Source organism: Ensifer sesbaniae, from assembly GCF_013283665.1.
Taxonomy (GTDB): Bacteria; Pseudomonadota; Alphaproteobacteria; order Rhizobiales; family Rhizobiaceae; genus Ensifer; species Ensifer sesbaniae.
Genome location: NZ_JABEKU010000002.1, coordinates 1 through 17,575 on the forward strand (window position 1 = coordinate 1; position 17,575 = coordinate 17,575).

The window sequence follows — 17,575 nt, forward strand, 5'->3', positions numbered from 1 at the left end:
GACTGAGTGAAGATTTTGCTTGCATTCTAGGGAGCGTCCACACACGTCCGGTGAGCGGATTTTGCTGAACGAGCCAGTTAGGCGATGTTCTGGCATTAGAACCAGCATTAGTGCTGACACTAATTCCAGATCTGAGAGGTTGGCATGGCCCGCATGGAGATCATTTCCGGCGTCGAGCGTAGGCGGCGATGGTCGAAAGAAGCTAAGCTGGAGATATTGGCAGAAGCCGACCAGCCTGGCGTCCGCATTGGTGATGTAGCTCGTCGCCATGACATCTATCCGGCTCAGATCCGTCTATGGCGCAAGACACTTAGCCACTTCGAGGCGTCACCCGGCGCTGGTCGGGCGCCAGGTCTGTTGCGGGTTTCGCCAATCAATCCCCTCCAGCAGATAGGACATCTGACCGGCGGTCAGCGCGATCGCACCATCCTCCGTCGCCGGCCAAATGAAGCGGCCGCGCTCGAGCCGCTTCGGATACAGCGATAGGCCGATCCCATCATGCCAAAGGGCCTTTATCAGTCGGCCGCTGCGACCGCGAAAGACGAAGACGTCACCCTTAAACGGTTATGTGGCGCGCCACATAACCCTATTTATGTGCCGGGCGAGATTATGTGGCGGAGCCGCCCCGGCGCCAGCCGAGGCCTGCCTAATCTGGAATTCTCCGCCACATAATATTTCGTGCCTCTTGGATGGGTGCGGGATCCCCCCGCGCCGCTATTCCGGAGGGACAACATGCTCGAGTTCTATTTCTCGTATCGTGGGGTGCTCAAGCGCCTACGTGGCGGTGCGCTTGGTGGCGAGATGGATCGCTTCGCCGAGCATTTTCTTACGCTCGGTTATAAGCGAGCGTCCGCCAAGATTTACCTGAGCCGGATTGCGCGTTTTAGCCAGTTTGCCGCGACGCGCTGTGGCTCGATGCCAATCCATCAAGATGTCATCGACAGCTATTTGGGCACGTTTACTACAGATACTCCGCGCATCGGGGCCGTATCGGCTCTGGCACACGCACGGCGAGTGGCTCCGGAGCGGTTCATTATTTTCCGTTCCAAGTGAAGAGGCTGACCCGGATGCTCTGCTTCTGGCCTCCTTTTCGGACTATCTGCGCACGGTGCGGGGCCTGGAGCCGAAGACCCGCGAAGGTATTCTTCTGGGCGGTCGCCGCTTTTTGGATTGGTTCCGCCATCGCCACTCCGGCCAAAATCTTGATGCGTTGACAGCCGAGCACGTGCTCGATGCTGTCGAGCATCGGCTGTCGCTATCGGCGACCTCCGGCACCCGCACGGCAGTGACTTCTCACATTCGAACATTCCTTCGGTTCTTATGTTGGGCTGGCCACCATCGCCAAGATCTTGCCCGCCTCGTCCCGAGGACGCCTTATTGGCGTTTGGCGCATCTGCCGCCGCGCCTTGCATGGGGTGACGTTCGGCGCGCAATCGATGCGATCGGCGCAACGACGCCGGTCGCTATCCGCGATCGAGCCGTCCTGCTGCTGCTCGCCACCACGGGCATTCGCAACGGCGAGTTACGCGCCATTCGGCTGCAGGATATCGACTGGCGTACTGGCGAGGTTTTTATCCGGCGCACCAAGGGCAAGCGTGATCGGGTGGTGCCACTCCTCGAGGAGACCGGCGCCGCACTCGTCGACTACATCCTGCGCGCTCGACCGAAGGTGGACAGTCCGTATCTGTTCCTGTCGTTCACGCCGCCGGTGGGAGCGTTCAAGTCTGCGGCGCCTGTTTCAAGGATTGTGAGGAAGCGGTTGCGACATGGCGGGGTCGAACTCGGGCGGGTCGCAGGTGCACATCTCCTGCGCCACAGCCTCGCCACCCAGCTTGTCGGGCAGCGAAGGCCAATCAACGAGGTCGCCGATCTTCTTGGTCACCGGAGCATCAACACAACGGCGCTGTACGTAAAGGTTGCGGCCTCGCAACTCGCCGAGGTCGCACTCCCCTTTCCGGGAGGCGCTGCATGACCGCCTTTGCCCGATTCCTCGGCGAGAAGGTCGAGCGTTACATCGAACTGCGCCACTCGCTCGGCTATGCCTTCAGCAAACAAGCCGGCACGTTGCGGGCTTTCGTCCGCTACGTTGAACGGGCTCAACTCGATGCGCCCGCCACCCGGACGATGGCGCTGGACTTCGTCCTGTCGTTCGGCGGCGCCGCCAACAGCCGCGCCACTCGTCACGGCGTGCTCCGCCGATTCTACGAGTATCTCGCTGTCTATGACGCCCAAACCGAAGCCTTGGAGCGCAGAGCCTTTCCCAGATCCAGGGCGATTCCGCCTCCACGTATCCTCAGCGAGGCAGAGTTGGCGTCGCTCATCGACGCATGCGCCCGCATTTCGCCAGGCATCGCTCTCAGGGGGCGGACTCTGGCGACGCTGATCGGACTGTTAGCAAGCTCGGGACTGCGATCGGGCGAAGTGGTTAGGCTTGATCGTTCCGATGTCGATCTGACCAACGGGGTTCTTCTGGTTCGGAAGACGAAGTTCCGCAAGGATCGTCTCGTTCCCGTTCACACGACGACCCAAACAGCGCTTCGCCGCTATGCCCGTGAGCGCGATGCAGCTTTTCCCAGCCCCAAGGACCAGGCCTTCTTCCTCAGCTCTCGTGGCAACCGCCTCTCGGCGACTGGCTTGCAAAGCGGATTTGCTCAGGTCCGCAAGCTCGCCGGCCTTGATGACGGCAAGCCGTTGCGGCCGCACGATCTGCGGCATCGGTTTGCCGTGACCCGCATGAGCCTTTGGCATCAACAACGCGCCAACGTCCAGGCGCTACTCCCGGTACTCGCCACCTATCTCGGCCACGCCAACTACAGTGACACAGCCTACTACCTCACTGGCTCGGTGGATCTTCTCGCCATGGCGGCGGAGCGCGCCTTCCTCGATGGAGGCGCAGCATGAGTGAACACTTACTCCTGGCGCCGCTCCTGGAGTCCTACTTTCGTCGGCGCTTGACCAAACAACGCAACGCGACTCCCGCGACCATGGCCAGCTATCGCGACGCGTTGCGCATGCTCATCCTCTTTGCCGCCACCCGCTTGCGGAAGAAGCCGGCGGCGTTGGTGCTCGAGGAGCTCGATCGAGACCTCATTCTCGCCTTTCTCGACGAACTCGAGGAGAAGCGGAACAACACCATCGCCACGCGCAACGCCCGCCTAGCTGCGATCCGATCCTTCTTCCACCATGTCGCCGCCGCCGATCCCGCGTCCTTCGGTGTCGCCCAACGCGTGCTGACGATTCCCTTAAAACGGGCGCACATCGAGGTGACGCATCACCTCACCAAGGCCGAAGTGGACGCCCTCATTGAGGCTCCTAATCCAAGGACGTCCCGTGGTCGGCGTGACCGCACGTTTCTACTGTTTCTGGCACGGACCGGCGCGCGGGTCTCCGAAGCTACCGGCGTCAACGCAAACGACCTTCAGTTGGAACGGTCGCACCCGCAAGTGCTGCTGCGCGGCAAAGGGCGCAGAGACCGCGTCATCCCCATTCCTCTGGATCTGGCGAGAGCGCTGACAGCCTTGTTGGCCGAGCACGGAATCGCGAACCACGAGCCGCGACCGATATTCGTCGGCGCCCGCAACGAGCGCCTGACGCGCTTCGGAGCAACCCACATCGTGCGGCGTGCGGTGGCCCAGGCCGTGACCATCAGACCGGCCTTGGCCCAAAAGCCTATATCGCCGCACATCTTCCGACACTCACTGGCCATGAAGCTTCTCCAGTCGGGCGTTGACCTGTTGACGATCCAAGCCTGGCTCGGGCACGCACAGGTCGCCACAACCCATCGCTATGCCGCCGCCGATGTCGAGATGATGCGTAAAGGTCTCGAGAAGGCTGGAGTCGCCGGCGATCTTGGCGTCCGTTTCCGACCAAATGACGCCGTGCTGCAACTACTGAACAGTATCTGACTATTATGTGGCGGAGAATTCCAGATTAGGCAGGCCTCGGCTGGCGCCGGGGCGGCTCCGCCACATAATCTCGCCCGGCACATAAAAACGGATCGCGGCCGAGGCCCTCCTGCACCAGCAGTGCCAGGCCCTGCATGCCCTTGCGCATGTCGCAGTGACCGCTCGCGATCCACACCCGCACCCCGGAACTGATCGGGATCATTTGAGCGCTCGCATGACCGCGGCTGCCAGCTCGCATGGCGCTGCTGCGCCAATCCTCACCCTCACGCCACTCGGGAAGTCACACACACGGCCGGCTCGGCCGCATCGCTGCTGGCAGGGCCAACGAGCTTGGCCGGCAGAAAGGCGGGCTCGGCCTCCTGTGCCAAAGCTAACCGCCGCCAGGTATAGATCAGGCCAGTCGCAACATCGAAACGGCGTGCGACTTCGCAAACCACCGCACCCGGCGAAAACCTCGGCCAGTATCTGGGCGCGATCTTCCAACGACCATCGCCGACGCCGCTCCGGCCCCGTCAGCAAAACTGCATGTCCCATGAATTGCTCGATGTGCTCTTAAGTCCACTCTTAAGAGCGCAGACTCACGGGAGATGCGGAACTTCGCAAGGCGGTTCACACCGGAGGGATACATTCCATTGCGGATAAGCGATGGAATGACCTTCGAGGCGAGAAGTTCGTCGCTTGCGGGATGCAGACGCGCGACGAGGCCGAGCGCGCGTTTGGGTTCAGGCTACCGCGGCGCTTCCGTGAACCGGCCGCTCCTCCTTGAGCAGCTTCCGGTAGAGCGCGACATGTTCGCGGCCGCAGTCGACATGGCTCATCGGGCGCCTGAGGGTTGCCCGAAGGTTGTCCCAGGATCGTGGTGTGCTCAGTACGTCAATAATCCGATCCGCAAGATCTTGTGCGCTGCCGGCGCGGAAATGGTAGCCGTCCAGGCGGTCGCGAACCTTCTCCGCCATGCCGCCGATGTCCGAACACAGAATCGGTCGGCCATGGTGCAGCGCTTCCTGGATGACGACCGGAGAATTCTCCCACCAGACCGAGGGTATCACCACCCAGTCGACCGAACGCATCAGCCGCGGCATGTCCTGGTTCTGGTAGGCTCCGTAGAAGCGGACACGGCGGCCGGCGTCCTCGATCAGTTTCGCGACGCGGTCCTGATAGTCGGTCGGCTGGCGCTCGAGGTTGCCGCCGAAGATCATAAGCGTGGAATCGTCACCCCAGATCTCCTCGGGCACGCGTGAAACGGCGTCGATCAGCACATGCACCCCCTTGAAGGGAGTCATCTGCCCGAAATAGGCAAAGCGGTTGCGTCGTGCCGTCGGCGTTGGCAGTTCGCGTGCGGGGGTCTTCTCACCCATGACGATGCCGTTTTCGATCACAAAGATCTTCTCGGCGGCGATACCCCACTCGACATAGCGATTGGCGAGAAAGGCGCTCGGGGCGATGAAGGCGTCGGCAAGGTTCAGCATGCCCCGGACGAATTGCTCGCGGCGTACGAAGCGCGACACCGGCATTTCGGGGAAGCATGTGTGGCAGCTGATCGGCGAGGCGCCATTGCAAAGCTGACCCGAGGGTCGCTTCACCATTTGTCCGTGGTTGTGACAGATCGGCAGATACTCGTGGAAGGTCACGACGATGCGTGCTTTCGGCAGAGCGTCACGCACCGCATAAAGCGCTTCCAGCCCAAAACCCATGACATGGTGGAAGTGGACGATGTCCGGCTTGATATCTCCCACGAAGCGCAAGAGGTCTCGGCGGATCGCGTCGGTATCCCCGTTGGACAGGAAGAAATGGTCAAAGTCCTCGGCATGGTAGAGCACCTCGTCCATCGCTAGGCGAAGGCTCATCAGCGCCGACGCGCCGTGGCGCGGCACGGGATTGCCGACGCGGGCGAGGTAAATCGATTCGATACCCGGCAGGCCGTTCAACGCCTTGTGCAAACCATGGGAGGCGATCTCGGCGCCGCCGAGCGAATGGGTCGGGTGGCCGTGCGAAACGACCAGCGCGCGGAGTTTTTCACTCATGTCGAAACCTCGTTGTGGGCCGTTCCTTCTGTTTCCACCGTCTGCATCCAGCGACCGCGGAACAGCGTCTGATCGACACGCTCCACGTATCTGGCCGTGGCTGCCGAGACAGCACCGGATGCCTCATCCGATCCGAGCATTTGCAAGACGGGCAGCCAATAGGATTCGTAGCCCCTGCGGCTCAGAACCAAGGCAAGATCCAGCCCCTTGAGAGACGCGCCGAGATAGGTGGGCGAAACACCGGTATCGTCGAGAAGTGCTGCGCGCGGCATGATGCAGCATTCAAGCGAGGCGGTCTGAACCCGCGTCAGCTTCAGGCGGTTCACGGCACCGACCGGATAACCGGCATAGCGGCTCGACTGAAGATGATCGGCACGGTCGAGCGAGGTGCTGCCTGCCCAACGGATCGAGTGATCTTCATAGGCAAGCGTCGGCGATATGATGCTTCCGCTCTTTGTCTCGTAGTTGGCAACAAGTGTCTGATACCAACCCGGATTGGCGGGCGTAAGCGACGCTGACAGCAGGATGACAGTCTCATTGTCCATTGCCTGCGCCGCAGTCCGCGCCAGATCGCTGGCATCGCCTGAACCTTCGACGGACACCAGACGTAGCGGCAAACGATAAAATTCCGCAAGCTGGCGAATACGGGCGGCGCGCCGGCGAAATTGTTCCGATTGCTGAACGAGCACGATCGGCGCTTGCCGCGTATACGGATCAAGCGCCAGAAGGCCCAACAGCGGGGCGAAATCCTCCTCGGCGTCTCCCACGGCGACAAGGATTGCCGCCCCCACGGCCTCACCGAAACGGCCTACATCGATGACGGTTTCGATCGTTGGTGCGTTCGCGCGCGCAGCGGTGAGGAACGGGACGATCTGCCGATCGACGATTTCAGGCAAGGCCCAACTGGTCGGGTCGATGGCGTTCAACAGTCGTAACGCCGCATGTCTTGCCGACAGCCGTGTCGGATGAAGCGGCATATAGGCGCGGCGGGAATCGCGAAGCGTCACTTCGAGGTAAAGCGGGGCCGCCGGATCGCCGACGAGGCCATCCGCGAAAGCGATGAAACCGTGCGAACGGCGATGTCCGGATATTGCGCTCTTGAATTCCGGCCGGTCCGCAAACGCATCTTCGACGTCCAGCCGTTCGGTGCGCGTCCAGGTTCCATCAAGACGCGCCTCGGCGCGCCCGCGCCGCAGCCGAACGCTTTGTACGTGATCGTCAGGATCGAGCATCCAGCCGGAGATTAGAAAGGCGCCCTCGTCGCCCTGATAGAGCGAGTCGACGCCGAGCCGGACCGGAAGTGGGAGACTTGAGATCGTTTCTGTGCCGTCGAAGCCGTTGGCCGCTTCGCGCAGGCGTAACAACACTTGCGGCGAGCTTTGGCTTTGAAGCAGCATCGCGCGAATATGTCCCGGCGTCTCAAGCGGCCCGGCAACGAACTTGCGCTCGTGAACCGCCAAGTAGCGCCAGGCGGTGCGGCCGCGATAGAATATGCCCTGGATATCGCGGGCTCGCGGCAGGTCGTCCGCCGATAGCAGGCCCAAAAAGCCGACGGCATCTTCCGGTGCGTCGTTACGCGGGAAAACCGCAACGTTGCAATCGGCGAGCGACGTGTCCTCGGCCCTGACGACGGCTCGGCACACGCCGGCGGCCATGTCATGCGCCCAGCCCTTGAGCGCGATCGCATCGTCGTGGCTTTCGCCGAGCAGCTCGATATAGCCGTCTCTTGCGATTCCCGCCTTGAGCAGAGTTGTGACCGCGCCAAGCTTCCGCGGATCGAGCGGCGGCTTCATCAATACGTCCACCAAGCGGCCGAGCACGTGGACGACCTGTGGGCCGGCGAGCTCCTTCAGCATCGCGGCAACATCTCCGGTCGACACGGTGCGGGGCGCAACGATGTAGCGTTTACCGCCGCCGTCCTTTCCGAAGCGCAGCGTTGTCGGCATGCTGCTTTCGCGATCGACAGGGACAAGTGCTGCGAAACCGTGTGTGGCGGAACCTTGCGATGCGGCAAGTCGCCAGCCGATAATGGAGGCGATCGCCTGGATCGTCGCGTCTTCGTCGATCTCCACCGGCAATTGATCTGCCAATGGGCCACCGGCGCCGATCACCAGCAACAGCGTTTCATCGATCGGGCACACCACGACCCGTCCGCTGCGCATGATCCGGGCAAGCGGTGCGGGGGTCGGCGAAAGGGAAAGCTCCGAATTGGGCATGAGGCGCCCCTTAAGTCCGTAGAAGAAGCGTCAGGATCGCACCTGCGGTAAAGCCCGCAAGTACGAAGAGCAGCAGGAATGCCGGTTTCAAGTCGCCGTTTGAGCGTTGCTTCAAGGCATGGAGGCTCTTTTCCATGCCGGCCACAACCCCGTCGAGACGCATCAGGTGCACATCGAGGTCGGTCAATCGTTGAGTGATCTCCGAGCGCAGGCTTGCGACATCTTCGCTGACTGCGGCGAGCCCGGCAGCTTCGCCTTCCTCGCCATCGTCGAGTTTCTGCCGGATGGCCGAGCGCTGAGAGACCTGGAGTTGACGTTGTGCCGCCATCAGCACATCGAGCTTGTCGAGCACCTTGGCGAGCGGAGCAGCAATCAAGGCCTCGGCCGCTTGTTCGTCGGGCTTTGGAACCCGAAGCGGCAGTTCACCACCCTTGTCCGTCGATGCCATGACGATCAGTTCGCCGGCGCGTGCACTTGCCAATTCGGGCAGAGCGATCTCGAAGGCGTGGTTGCCATCGCCGATCCCGTTTCGCTTGAGATCGGGTCGGTTGCGGTCAGCGAGCGCTTCTGCGATCACCTTGCCGTCCAAAAGCACGCGAATGGCAAGCCTTTTCTCGGGCGTCTCGGGATCGAATGCCCAGCCGAAAACACGGCCCTGGTCGATCGCATCCACGCGGCCCTTCAGGGGCTTGGCATTGTTTTGTTCCGGTGCGACATCCGGTTTGTCGGCTGCTACAGACATGGTCTTCCTCTAAAGCATTGCCAGCAAAAGTGCGTAGCGGTTTTGCGTCCGGAAATGCGTATAAACAAAGAGATGGAGCTGTTTTCTATTGTTCCATCTCAACTTGAACCGCTCTATGCCGCGGCGATTCGTGCCGGCTCAATCGCGTCAATCAGCGCAAGATAGCGGCGTGCCGTGGCATCGATATCATCGGGTTTGCGGGCGTTCGCCGAAAGGCGGCGCCTGAGGTCAGGGTTCTCGGCAATACGGCGCATGGCAGCGGCGAGCGCACGCGGATCGTTGGGCGTAACGGTTAGGCCGCTCACGCCGTCCTGAACCATTTCGGCCATGCCGCCGATGTTGCTCGCGATCACGGGCTTGCGCTGGGATTGCGCTTCGCCGATCACGAGCGGCGCATTCTCCCACCAGATCGAAGGCACGATGGTGCAATCGACAGCGGCAATGAGGTCGGCAATATCCTCGCGCCTGTAGGCGCCGCGATGCTGGACGGTCGGCGCCGTCTTCTTGAAGAGACGGGCGATCTCGTCCTTGAAACCATCGCTCTGGAACGGCGCGCCGCCGTGCACCCTGAGCTCGAAGCGGAGGCCCTCGTCGATCAGTTGCCGCGCAGCCTCGAGCAGGACGGTGGTGCCCTTCCAGGGATTGAGGTTGCCGAAGTAACCAAAGATTGGCCGGTCGTTTTCCTGCCGATCTTTCCGCGCCGGAACGTCCCGCCGTGGTAACCCATTCGCGATGACATCGATCTGTACCCCGTCGAGCCCCCAGTCGATAAATCGCTGCCTCAGGAACTGGCTCGGCGATACGAAACGATCCACGGTGCGCAACAAGGCTTTCAGATGCTGCTCGCGAAGAACGAAGCGGTCGAGCGGGATATCCTTGAAACAGGCGTGACAGCGGTCGGGCGTCGACTTATGGCAAAGCTCCTTGCCGGTGGTGCGCACCATCAGGCCGTCATGGTGGCATAGCGGATAGTAATCGTGCAGCGTCATCACGATGCGGCACTCGGGCAAGGTCCGGCGCACGATGTGCGGAAACTCGGCGCCGAGCAGCAGCAGGTGGTGGATGTGGACCACGTCCGGCTGGAAATCGCGCAGAAGTTCGGTGAGATCGGGCACGACGCCGTAGAGGTCGATCTGGCTCATGAAGAAGCGGTCGAAATGACCGGACCACAACAGCACCTCGTCGCCCTCGGAGCCGATCGCCTGGAAGCTCGTGCCTGGGCGCACCTGCCGGTGGGTCTGGTTGGTGGCGCCGAGGAAGAGCACCTCATGGCCGGCGCGCTGATAGGCACGGAAGAGGTCGTGCGCGAAAATCTCCGTGCCGCCCGGATGGAGTGCCGGATGATTGTGCGCTGCGACCAGAATGCGCTTCTTCATCCGTTTGCACCCCGGCGTTCGGCAATGAAGACATCCTGGTAGTGACCGGCATCCTGCCCGCGCCAATGGCCGAGTGATTTCAGGATGGTTGAAAAGCCCGCCCGTTCGAGCGCCCGATCGAGAAAACCGTCATCGAAACCGACGGCGGCGAGCGGCAGCAGCCCCGGTACGAACCAGCAGGGGCCGTCGCCGCTACGATTGAAGCCGAGGCGCGGATCCCGCCTGCCATTTTCGTTCTTCGCGGCGACGCGATCGACCACAAATGCCGTCACGAAGAGCCGGCCGCCGGGCTTAAGCATCCGGCTGATCTCGCTGAAATAGACGAGCACTTCGTCCGGCGGTAGATGCGTGACGATCGACGTCATGATCGCGAAATCGAACGTTCGATCCGGATAGGGCAGCTTCAGCGCCTTGCCGTTGATCTTGCCCATGGGATTATAGAGCTCGTGGGCAATGTCGACGTGCTCGAACGTGAAGTTCGGGTAGACCGGCGTGACGGACTTGCGACACCAGGCGACACCGCCTTCGACCGGATCGACGCCGACGTAGCGGGCGCGATCAGGGTCGAGATACTGCGTCAATGGGACCGCCATCCGGCCAATGCCGCTGCCGATGTCGAGCACGTCGCTTTCCGGCTGCAAACCGCCCATGCGGATGAAATGACCGAGAAATTCGGCGCCAACCGCCCGGTAGTTGCCGTCTCCGACGAAGACGCTGTTGCTGTCGGGCTGCGGCAGGAAACGATTGGCGAGAACCGTTTGAAGCATCCCGTCAATACGGTCCTCGTTCGGCTGCCATGCCGTTTGCAGGCTGTCTGCGTGGCGAAGTGCAGGTTGGTTCATGCGGCGCTCCTGGCGGCAGACTTGAGACCGCTCGACGCTGCCGCCTCTTCGGCGCCGAGGTAGGCTGGCATCAGCGCACTGATGTCGTCGTTCCAGCGTTCGGTGTGCAGCCATGCATTGTACTGGCTCGCCACACCGCGCGTGTAATCTTGGCTGCGGCTGATCGATCGCCGCTCGAGATGGTAGAGACAGGCGGCCGGTTCGTAGACGATGTCAAAGCCGGCCTGCCGGATCTTGAGGCAGAGATCGCTGTCTTCGTAATCACCGATCACGAAATCCTCGCAGTAGCCGCCGACGCGTTCCCATACTTCCCGGCGCATCACCTGGCAGGCGCCGGTGATGCCAGGCACGACGCGTGCTTGTTGCGCGGGCGCATAGGCACCGGGCATGCCCTTGTAGAAATGATGGTTCAGCCAGATGCCCTGCTTGTTGCGGCCGAAATAGAGACCCGCATGCTGCAGCGATCCGTCCTCGAAAAGGAGCTTCGGGCCGATGGCGCCGAGCGACTTCTGCTGGAGCACGGGAAGCGCGAGCGTCTCGAGCCAGCCCGGTCCGCAAGGCACGACATCCGAGTTCAGCATGACGACGACGGAACCGCGGGCATGACGCGCGCCGGCATTGCATGCACGGGCATAGCCGCCGTTGCGGTTCATCACCACGAGCTTCATCGATAGCCCGTGCAACAGGTGAAAGCCACCGAGCAGATGTTCCGTTTCGTCGTGGATCTCGGGCGAGTCCAGCACATAGATGATCTCGGCATTGGCGGCGACAAAGGGGTCGGTGGCCAGGCCAGAGAGCTGGAAACGCAGGAAATCGAGAACGCGGTAAAGTGGCACGACGATCGAGACCAGGGGCGCCTCCAGCATCGGACCGAAGTCCTTCGTCTGGTCGACCCTGATTGTCTTTCCGAGCCTTTCCTCGACGTCCTTGAGCGCGGGGGCAAGGATCGTGCGGAAAGCCGCATCGACGGCATGCTGCGGCGGGACCGCCCTTAAGATGCGGTTGCGTTGTGTAACTGGATCGAAGGGCTGCGGTTTCGGTATGAGCGGTTTGACGGCGCCGGAAGCAAGCCGCATCTGGAAGCGGGGCTGAAGCAGGGCGCCTGGCGGCTCGCGCATCGGCAGCCAGCTGACGAAGCCCGTTACATCGGTCTTGGAGCCTTCCTCCGCTCCGCGGGCCCAGCCCGGGAATTCATACCAGTTGCCGTCAAGCGGAAGCGCCGTGCCATCTTCCTGGAGATAGTCGATGCCGGCAAGCACGCCGGACGGGTCACGCGTCCAGCCGCCGACCAACAACCCATCGGCAAGCGCAAGCGCCAGATCGATCTCTGCGCCGGGATGGAGCGGGGATTTGCCGGCCTGGCGCGCCTGCAAGGGCGAACGAAGCTGCAGGTCGGTTGCAAGTGCCGTTCCACTTTCTGGCAATGCCGAGAGACACCTGACGACGAACTCCCGTAGCCCTGGAGCGGCGCCGTGCTCGGGCCACCACTCCTGTAGGCTTGGGCAGCGTGCACCGCGATCCGTCACCTCACGGATGGCAATCCCGCGCTTGCCCATGATCATCAGGGAGAGCGCCTGCGGCGCACGCGGCGTTTCGATGACGAAGTGGCAGCGGCGCCAGCCGCGCTCCGCCCGGCCGGTGACGGCAAACTGTTGCGGCAAGGGTAGGACTGCGTCCGCACTCAACGCATAAATCGCGCTGATCTCGCCGAATTCGGCGCTTATGGTCGTTTCAGCCAGATATCGGCCGTCGGCGAGCCGGCACGCAATCGCCGCAGGGCGCTGTCCAAGGTTCAGGGCGTGGATTGCGTCGTCGACAAGGCCGGTAAAGAACTCATCGCGGGAGAGCCTAAATGCGCTCCTCCAGACGGTGAGCAGGGTGTTGAGAAACTTGAAGCGCCCCTCCGGCAGAAGGCCAGCGAACTGGGCTGCCATATCGAGGAACGGAAGCCTGCCTGCCGGCTCGAGGACGACGGTCTGAAGGACATCGTGGCCGACGGCGATTTCCGCAAGTTCGCGTTCGCTTCCCGCACGCATTGCCCAGAAAACACGTTGCCCGCCATCGGCGCGCGGAAGGGTCATGCTGACGAGGGGAACGAGAGACCGGGATGCAGTGAGCGCGTATTTCGTTTTCGCCGGCAGCTCTGCAGGTGCGTCCCAGATCAACACAGCAACATCGAGGCTGAGCCTGAACGCTACAGCCGTCGTGAATTCTGCACTGAGGCTCCTGATACGGTCGTCTGCCGCCACGCGCTACTCCTGAAAGCACAGAAGGGAGGGCGCGCCCCACGGGAGGAAGTGGGGCGCACCGGTCAATCTCAATGGATCGTGAAGTAGTGGTTCGGGTTGGCCTGGATGTCTTCGGCATCCGCATTGACGAGCGTCAGCGTGTCGCCATGGCCGAAATCGATCACCACGTTGCCGCCAACCTGGGTGACGCGCGAGGCCAGATCTTCCGGAGAAGAGATGTCGAGACCGTTGATGTCCTTCGAAACCTGCAGCAGGTCTTCGCCGGGCGTGAAGTCAAGGATGACGTCGTTGCCGCCACCGCCGTCAAAGACGAACACATCGCTGCCTTCGCCGCCGGTCATGACGTCGTCGCCCTGGCCGCCGTTGATGATGTCGTTGTCGGCACCACCGAACAGGATGTCGCTACCGCGGCCACCCATGAGCAGGTCGCTGCCGCCGCCGCCAATGAGAATGTCGTTCCCATTGTCGCCGTAGAGCAGGTCGTCACCCTGGCCGCCAAACAGGACATCGTTCCCGTTTTCGCCATGGAGAACATCGCTGCCCCAGCCGCCGAACAGAGTATCGCTGCCGTTACCACCGAACAGCAGATCATCACCTTCGTCACCGAAGATGGTGTCGTCGCCATTGCCTCCGTTCACGAAGTCATCGCCGCTACGTGCATGGATGAAGTCGTCGAAGCGCGAGCCAAAAAGGGCGTCGTCATACGCGCCGCCTTCCAACGTGGCCATATGCTACTCCTCTTAGTTGTTGCTTACGCCCATCACTGGTCTCAAAACCTTGGATGAGCGCCGCGACATTGCACTGCAATAAAACAGAAGGCAACAGCAAAAACAAAAGAAATACAGCTGTACTGTATTATTGTTTTCTACCTAGGATGTATCTTGTGTGTCGTTTTGATGTTTATCCCCACGATATAAGGGGTAAGTATCTTTGGTATTACTTGGAATTAAATTCAAAATTAAAAGCAAATTGCCGACGAAATTGAATTCCGCCGGCGTCAGCTTCTTTCGATTTCCTGGTTCAGTCTTCGCGAAATGCCCGGTTCAGGCTGTCCGCAATCGGTGAGACCATATAGTCGATCGCCGAACGTGGCTTGTGGACGATCAGAACCTCGGCGGGCATGCCCGGATAGAGCCGAATGTCGGGGTTGGCGCTCAGCGACGAGGGCGCAATGCGGGCACGCGCCACGTAGTAGGAGACATTCGATTTCTCATCCACCGACTGGTCGGCCGCCACATAGCTGATCTCGCCGTCAAGAGGCAGATGCGTGCGTTGGTTGTAGGCCGTCAGCCGGATCTGCGTCTTCGAACCGATACCGATGCTGTCGATGTCACGGGTGCCGACATGCATCTCGACGAGGAGCGGTTCGTCCTCAGGCACGATATCGAGCAGCGGCTGGCCGGCCGAGACGGCGCTACCCGGCGTGCGTAGCTGAATATTGGTGACGATCCCCGCCTGCGGCGAGCGGATATCGAGACGCGTCAGGACGTCCTTGGCGGCCACCAGTCGCTCTTCGACATCGGAAAGCTCAAGACGGGCCGTGGTGATTTCCCCGGCAATCTCCGACTGGAATTCATTCTCGATCCCGGTCAAACCGAGCTCGGCGCCGGCTTCCGCCTTCTCGGCCTGGGCCTTGTTGCCCGCAAGCTCGCCGCGGGTTGCGGCCAGTTCGCTGAGCTTGGCGTCGATCTCGATCAGCTTCGAGCGCTGCGCGTATTCTTTCTCGACCAGCGTCGCGATTGATGTGCGCTGTTCGCTAATCAGTTCGATCTGGCGATCGGTCGCGCGGAGCTGCTCCGCAAGCGATTTCGCTTTTTCGGAAAACTCCTCGATCGTCTTGCTCTGAACCTCCAGGCGGCCGGTTTTGGCTTCACGCCGCCGCTCGAAGAAGTTTGTCTCCGCTGTGATCGCATCCTCGGCCGTCGCATCAGATGTTGCGGTCAGGTCGTTCGGAAAGGCGATTGATTGCAGTCCGGTCTGCTCCGCGCGCAGACGCGCAAGTTTTGCAATCAGACCGATGCGGCGACTTTGCAGCGCCTGAAGATCAGATCGGGCGCGCGTGTCCTCCAGCTTGAGCAACGGTTGCCCGGCCGCAACTCGGTCCCCTTCCTGCACTAGGAGCCGGTTCAAGATCCCGCCTTCGAAATGGCTGACGGTCTTGCGTTTCGAATCGACCACGATGGTGCCGCTTGCCACGGAAGCACTGCTGAGCTCCGTCGAGAAAGCCCAGCCGAAGAAGCCGCCAAAGGCGACGAGTATAGTCGTGAGCCCTGCAAGGACCACGCCGCGCAGCGGAGCGGTGGCGCTGCTTTCCGCATCAACCTCCAGCCCGTGCAGCGGATGAGGCCGGTCGACGATGGCAGGCAGGCTCTCCGGGCCACGCGTTGTCACCGCGTTCTTTGCATCGCGCGCGATCGGTAGTTTTGGCTTGTTCGTCATGCAGAAGCGCCTTCCCGTCTCGGTTCGCCAGGAGTCATGGATGCGACCACGTCGGTGCGCGGTCCGAACTGGGTGATGCGGCCGTTTTCGAGGACGAGCAATTTGTCTGCCGCCTGCATGATGGTCGGCCGGTGGGCAATCATGATGACGATCGCGCCATCGTTGCGGGCCCGCTCGATGGCGCGAATCAGCGCTCGTTCGCCGATCGCGTCGAGGTTGGCGTTCGGTTCGTCGAGGACGATCAGGCGGGGGCGGTCATAAAGGCAGCGGGCAAGCGCTATTCGCTGCCGCTGACCGCCGGAGAGCGTCAGATGGCCGTCACCGACCGGTGTATCGTAGCCAAGCGGCAACCGACCGATCATGTCGTGCACGTCGGCAAGGCGCGCGGCATCGAGCACCTTTTGCGGCTCGCCTTCCTCCATGCGCGAAATGTTATCGCGGATAGTCCCTTCGAGCAGCGAGACCGATTGCGGCAGGTAGCCCGTCATCTGTCCGAACGATGAGCGCTCCCAGAGATAGACGTTGTTGCCGTCGAGGAAGACGCCACCGGTGGTCGGCTTCAAGATGCCGACCAGAAGCCGCGCGAGCGTCGATTTTCCCGCGGCCGACGGGCCGACGATGCCAAGCACCTCGCCCGGAGAAAGCGTAAAACCGATGCCCTTGATGATCGGAACATCGAGGCCGGGAGCGGCATAAACCAGCTTGTCGACGACGAGATCTCCCTGAGAACGCGGCTGCGGCATCGTCTGGCGTACGGCCAGATCTTCCTTGAGGGCCGCCTCGATGCGGCGCCAGCTGGCAATGGCGAGCACCCATTGGCGCCAGTTTTCGATCATCGAATCAAATGGGGCGAGCAGGCGCCCCGTCAGAATGGTTGTCGCCATCATCGCGCCGGGAGAAATCTCCTGCTTCATCACGAGGATAGAGCCCGTCGCCAGCGCCGCCGCCTGGATCATGAACCGCAGCGAGCGGGTGATGGAGGCCATCGCCTTGCTTCGGCTGCCGCTGACCTCGAGCGCGTCCAGCGCATGCAGTTGCGCCGCGCGCCAGCGGCGGGCGAGGGCCGGAAGCATGCCCATCGCCTCGATGGCTTCGGCATGGCGCAAGCTCGCGCCAATTTTCGAGACGGCCTCGATATTGGCTTGATTGGCCTCTTTCATCAGCCGGCGAGTCAGCAAATCAGTCAGCAAACCGCAACATACGAGCAGGGCAATTGAAATGGCGCCAAGAAGGCCGAACATTGGATGCAGCGCGAAGAGCACGCCGAGAAAAATTGGCGACCAGGCGGCATCGAGCGGCGCACTGACGGCTGAGGTCGTGAGAAAGCTGCGCAACTCAGCCAGGTCCCGTAGCGACTGGGTCGCGCGGGTCAGCCCTTGATCGGCGGCCGCCTGCACGGCAGCCGTCAGCACTGGCAGGTTCAGCCAGCGCACGACCGCACTGCCCATCGCCTGGAATGTCAGCGCCCGGATATATTCGAGCACGCCATAGATGATGAGCGCGCCGATGACCAGAATCGTCAGCATGGTGAGCGTGTCCATGCTCTGACTGTTGAGAACCCGGTCGTGGACCTGCATCATGTAAAGCGGCGTCGACAGCTGCAAGATGCCGATGCAGGCGCTCAGCACCGCTGCATAAATAAGTGCCAAAACGAACACGCGGCGCGCCTTCAAAATAAGCAGCCGTGGATCGTTTGCTCCATTTTGCGCCGTCTTTGGCCCAATTTGGTTCTTGCTAATCATATTGCCTCGTTTGCTGTCACGCGTGGCGATTTTCTGGATA

The 17,575-nt window shown here is 61.8% G+C and carries 15 protein-coding genes and 2 pseudogenes; 5 read left to right on the forward strand and 12 right to left on the reverse strand.

Going from position 1 to position 17,575, the window contains the following annotated elements:
• Window positions 1-153: 153 nt before the first annotated feature.
• Window positions 154-273, forward strand: a pseudogene (locus BHMPCIPO_RS33820) (transposase); the annotation flags it as partial.
• A 54-nt stretch (window positions 274-327) separates the two neighbouring features.
• Here BHMPCIPO_RS33820 and tnpB (BHMPCIPO_RS33825) read toward each other — a convergent pair.
• Window positions 328-552, reverse strand: a pseudogene (gene tnpB / locus BHMPCIPO_RS33825) (IS66 family insertion sequence element accessory protein TnpB); the annotation flags it as partial.
• A gap of 180 nt (window positions 553-732) precedes the next feature.
• On the opposite strand from tnpB (BHMPCIPO_RS33825), the gene BHMPCIPO_RS32915 reads away from it, so the two are divergent.
• From BHMPCIPO_RS32915 to BHMPCIPO_RS17960, 4 genes are read left to right on the forward strand one after another with little or no spacing between them, the layout of a single operon-like run.
• Window positions 733-1,053, forward strand: a complete 321-nt coding sequence (locus BHMPCIPO_RS32915) for a hypothetical protein (RefSeq protein ID WP_246304456.1) — start codon at window positions 733-735, stop codon at window positions 1,051-1,053.
• Between the two features lie 55 nt (window positions 1,054-1,108).
• Complete coding sequence (locus tag BHMPCIPO_RS17950; RefSeq protein ID WP_312033048.1) at window positions 1,109-1,972, forward strand: site-specific integrase; 864 nt, start codon at window positions 1,109-1,111, stop codon at window positions 1,970-1,972.
• The gene (locus BHMPCIPO_RS17955; protein WP_173518221.1) at window positions 1,969-2,901 is read left to right on the forward strand and encodes a tyrosine-type recombinase/integrase; all 933 of its coding nucleotides are present in this window, start codon (window positions 1,969-1,971) and stop codon (window positions 2,899-2,901) included. Before BHMPCIPO_RS17950 ends, BHMPCIPO_RS17955 begins: the two co-directional genes overlap by 4 nt.
• Window positions 2,898-3,905, forward strand: a complete 1,008-nt coding sequence (locus BHMPCIPO_RS17960) for a tyrosine-type recombinase/integrase (RefSeq protein WP_173518222.1) — start codon at window positions 2,898-2,900, stop codon at window positions 3,903-3,905. The genes BHMPCIPO_RS17955 and BHMPCIPO_RS17960 overlap by 4 nt, the downstream gene beginning before the upstream one ends.
• Before the next feature lie 25 nt (window positions 3,906-3,930).
• Here BHMPCIPO_RS17960 and tnpB (BHMPCIPO_RS17965) read toward each other — a convergent pair whose 3' ends face one another.
• The 11 genes from tnpB (BHMPCIPO_RS17965) to BHMPCIPO_RS18015 form a co-directional block, all read right to left on the reverse strand.
• On the reverse strand, window positions 3,931-4,107 hold the full coding sequence (tnpB, locus tag BHMPCIPO_RS17965) for an IS66 family insertion sequence element accessory protein TnpB (protein WP_173518223.1): 177 nt from the start codon (window positions 4,105-4,107) through the stop codon (window positions 3,931-3,933).
• Between the two features lie 61 nt (window positions 4,108-4,168).
• Window positions 4,169-4,342, reverse strand: a complete 174-nt coding sequence (locus tag BHMPCIPO_RS33830) for a hypothetical protein (RefSeq protein ID WP_173518224.1) — start codon at window positions 4,340-4,342, stop codon at window positions 4,169-4,171.
• Window positions 4,343-4,627: 285 nt separating this feature from the next.
• Window positions 4,628-5,929, reverse strand: a complete 1,302-nt coding sequence (locus tag BHMPCIPO_RS17975; protein ID WP_173518225.1) for a glycosyltransferase family 4 protein — start codon at window positions 5,927-5,929, stop codon at window positions 4,628-4,630.
• Window positions 5,926-8,145: a hypothetical protein gene (locus tag BHMPCIPO_RS17980; protein WP_173518226.1), complete on the reverse strand. Its 2,220-nt coding sequence runs from the start codon at window positions 8,143-8,145 to the stop codon at window positions 5,926-5,928. The genes BHMPCIPO_RS17975 and BHMPCIPO_RS17980 overlap by 4 nt, the downstream gene beginning before the upstream one ends.
• A gap of 10 nt (window positions 8,146-8,155) precedes the next feature.
• A complete protein-coding gene (locus BHMPCIPO_RS17985) occupies window positions 8,156-8,887 on the reverse strand; it encodes a hypothetical protein (protein ID WP_173518227.1) in 732 nt (243 codons plus the stop codon).
• A 113-nt stretch (window positions 8,888-9,000) separates the two neighbouring features.
• Window positions 9,001-10,263 (reverse strand): glycosyltransferase family 4 protein, encoded by a 1,263-nt coding sequence (locus BHMPCIPO_RS17990; RefSeq protein WP_173518228.1) that lies wholly within the window; start codon window positions 10,261-10,263, stop codon window positions 9,001-9,003.
• Window positions 10,260-11,105, reverse strand: coding sequence for a class I SAM-dependent methyltransferase (locus BHMPCIPO_RS17995; RefSeq protein ID WP_173518229.1), 846 nt, complete (start codon window positions 11,103-11,105; stop codon window positions 10,260-10,262). Before BHMPCIPO_RS17995 ends, BHMPCIPO_RS17990 begins: the two co-directional genes overlap by 4 nt.
• Complete coding sequence (locus tag BHMPCIPO_RS18000; RefSeq protein ID WP_173518230.1) at window positions 11,102-13,354, reverse strand: glycosyltransferase family 2 protein; 2,253 nt, start codon at window positions 13,352-13,354, stop codon at window positions 11,102-11,104. Before BHMPCIPO_RS18000 ends, BHMPCIPO_RS17995 begins: the two co-directional genes overlap by 4 nt.
• 68 nt (window positions 13,355-13,422) lie before the next feature.
• Window positions 13,423-14,082, reverse strand: a complete 660-nt coding sequence (locus BHMPCIPO_RS18005) for a calcium-binding protein (protein WP_173518231.1) — start codon at window positions 14,080-14,082, stop codon at window positions 13,423-13,425.
• A 292-nt stretch (window positions 14,083-14,374) separates the two neighbouring features.
• Complete coding sequence (locus BHMPCIPO_RS18010) at window positions 14,375-15,793, reverse strand: HlyD family type I secretion periplasmic adaptor subunit (protein WP_173518232.1); 1,419 nt, start codon at window positions 15,791-15,793, stop codon at window positions 14,375-14,377.
• Entirely contained in the window at window positions 15,790-17,535 is a 1,746-nt protein-coding gene (locus BHMPCIPO_RS18015) for a type I secretion system permease/ATPase (protein ID WP_173518233.1), read from the reverse strand. Before BHMPCIPO_RS18015 ends, BHMPCIPO_RS18010 begins: the two co-directional genes overlap by 4 nt.
• Between the last annotated feature and the right edge of the window lie 40 nt (window positions 17,536-17,575).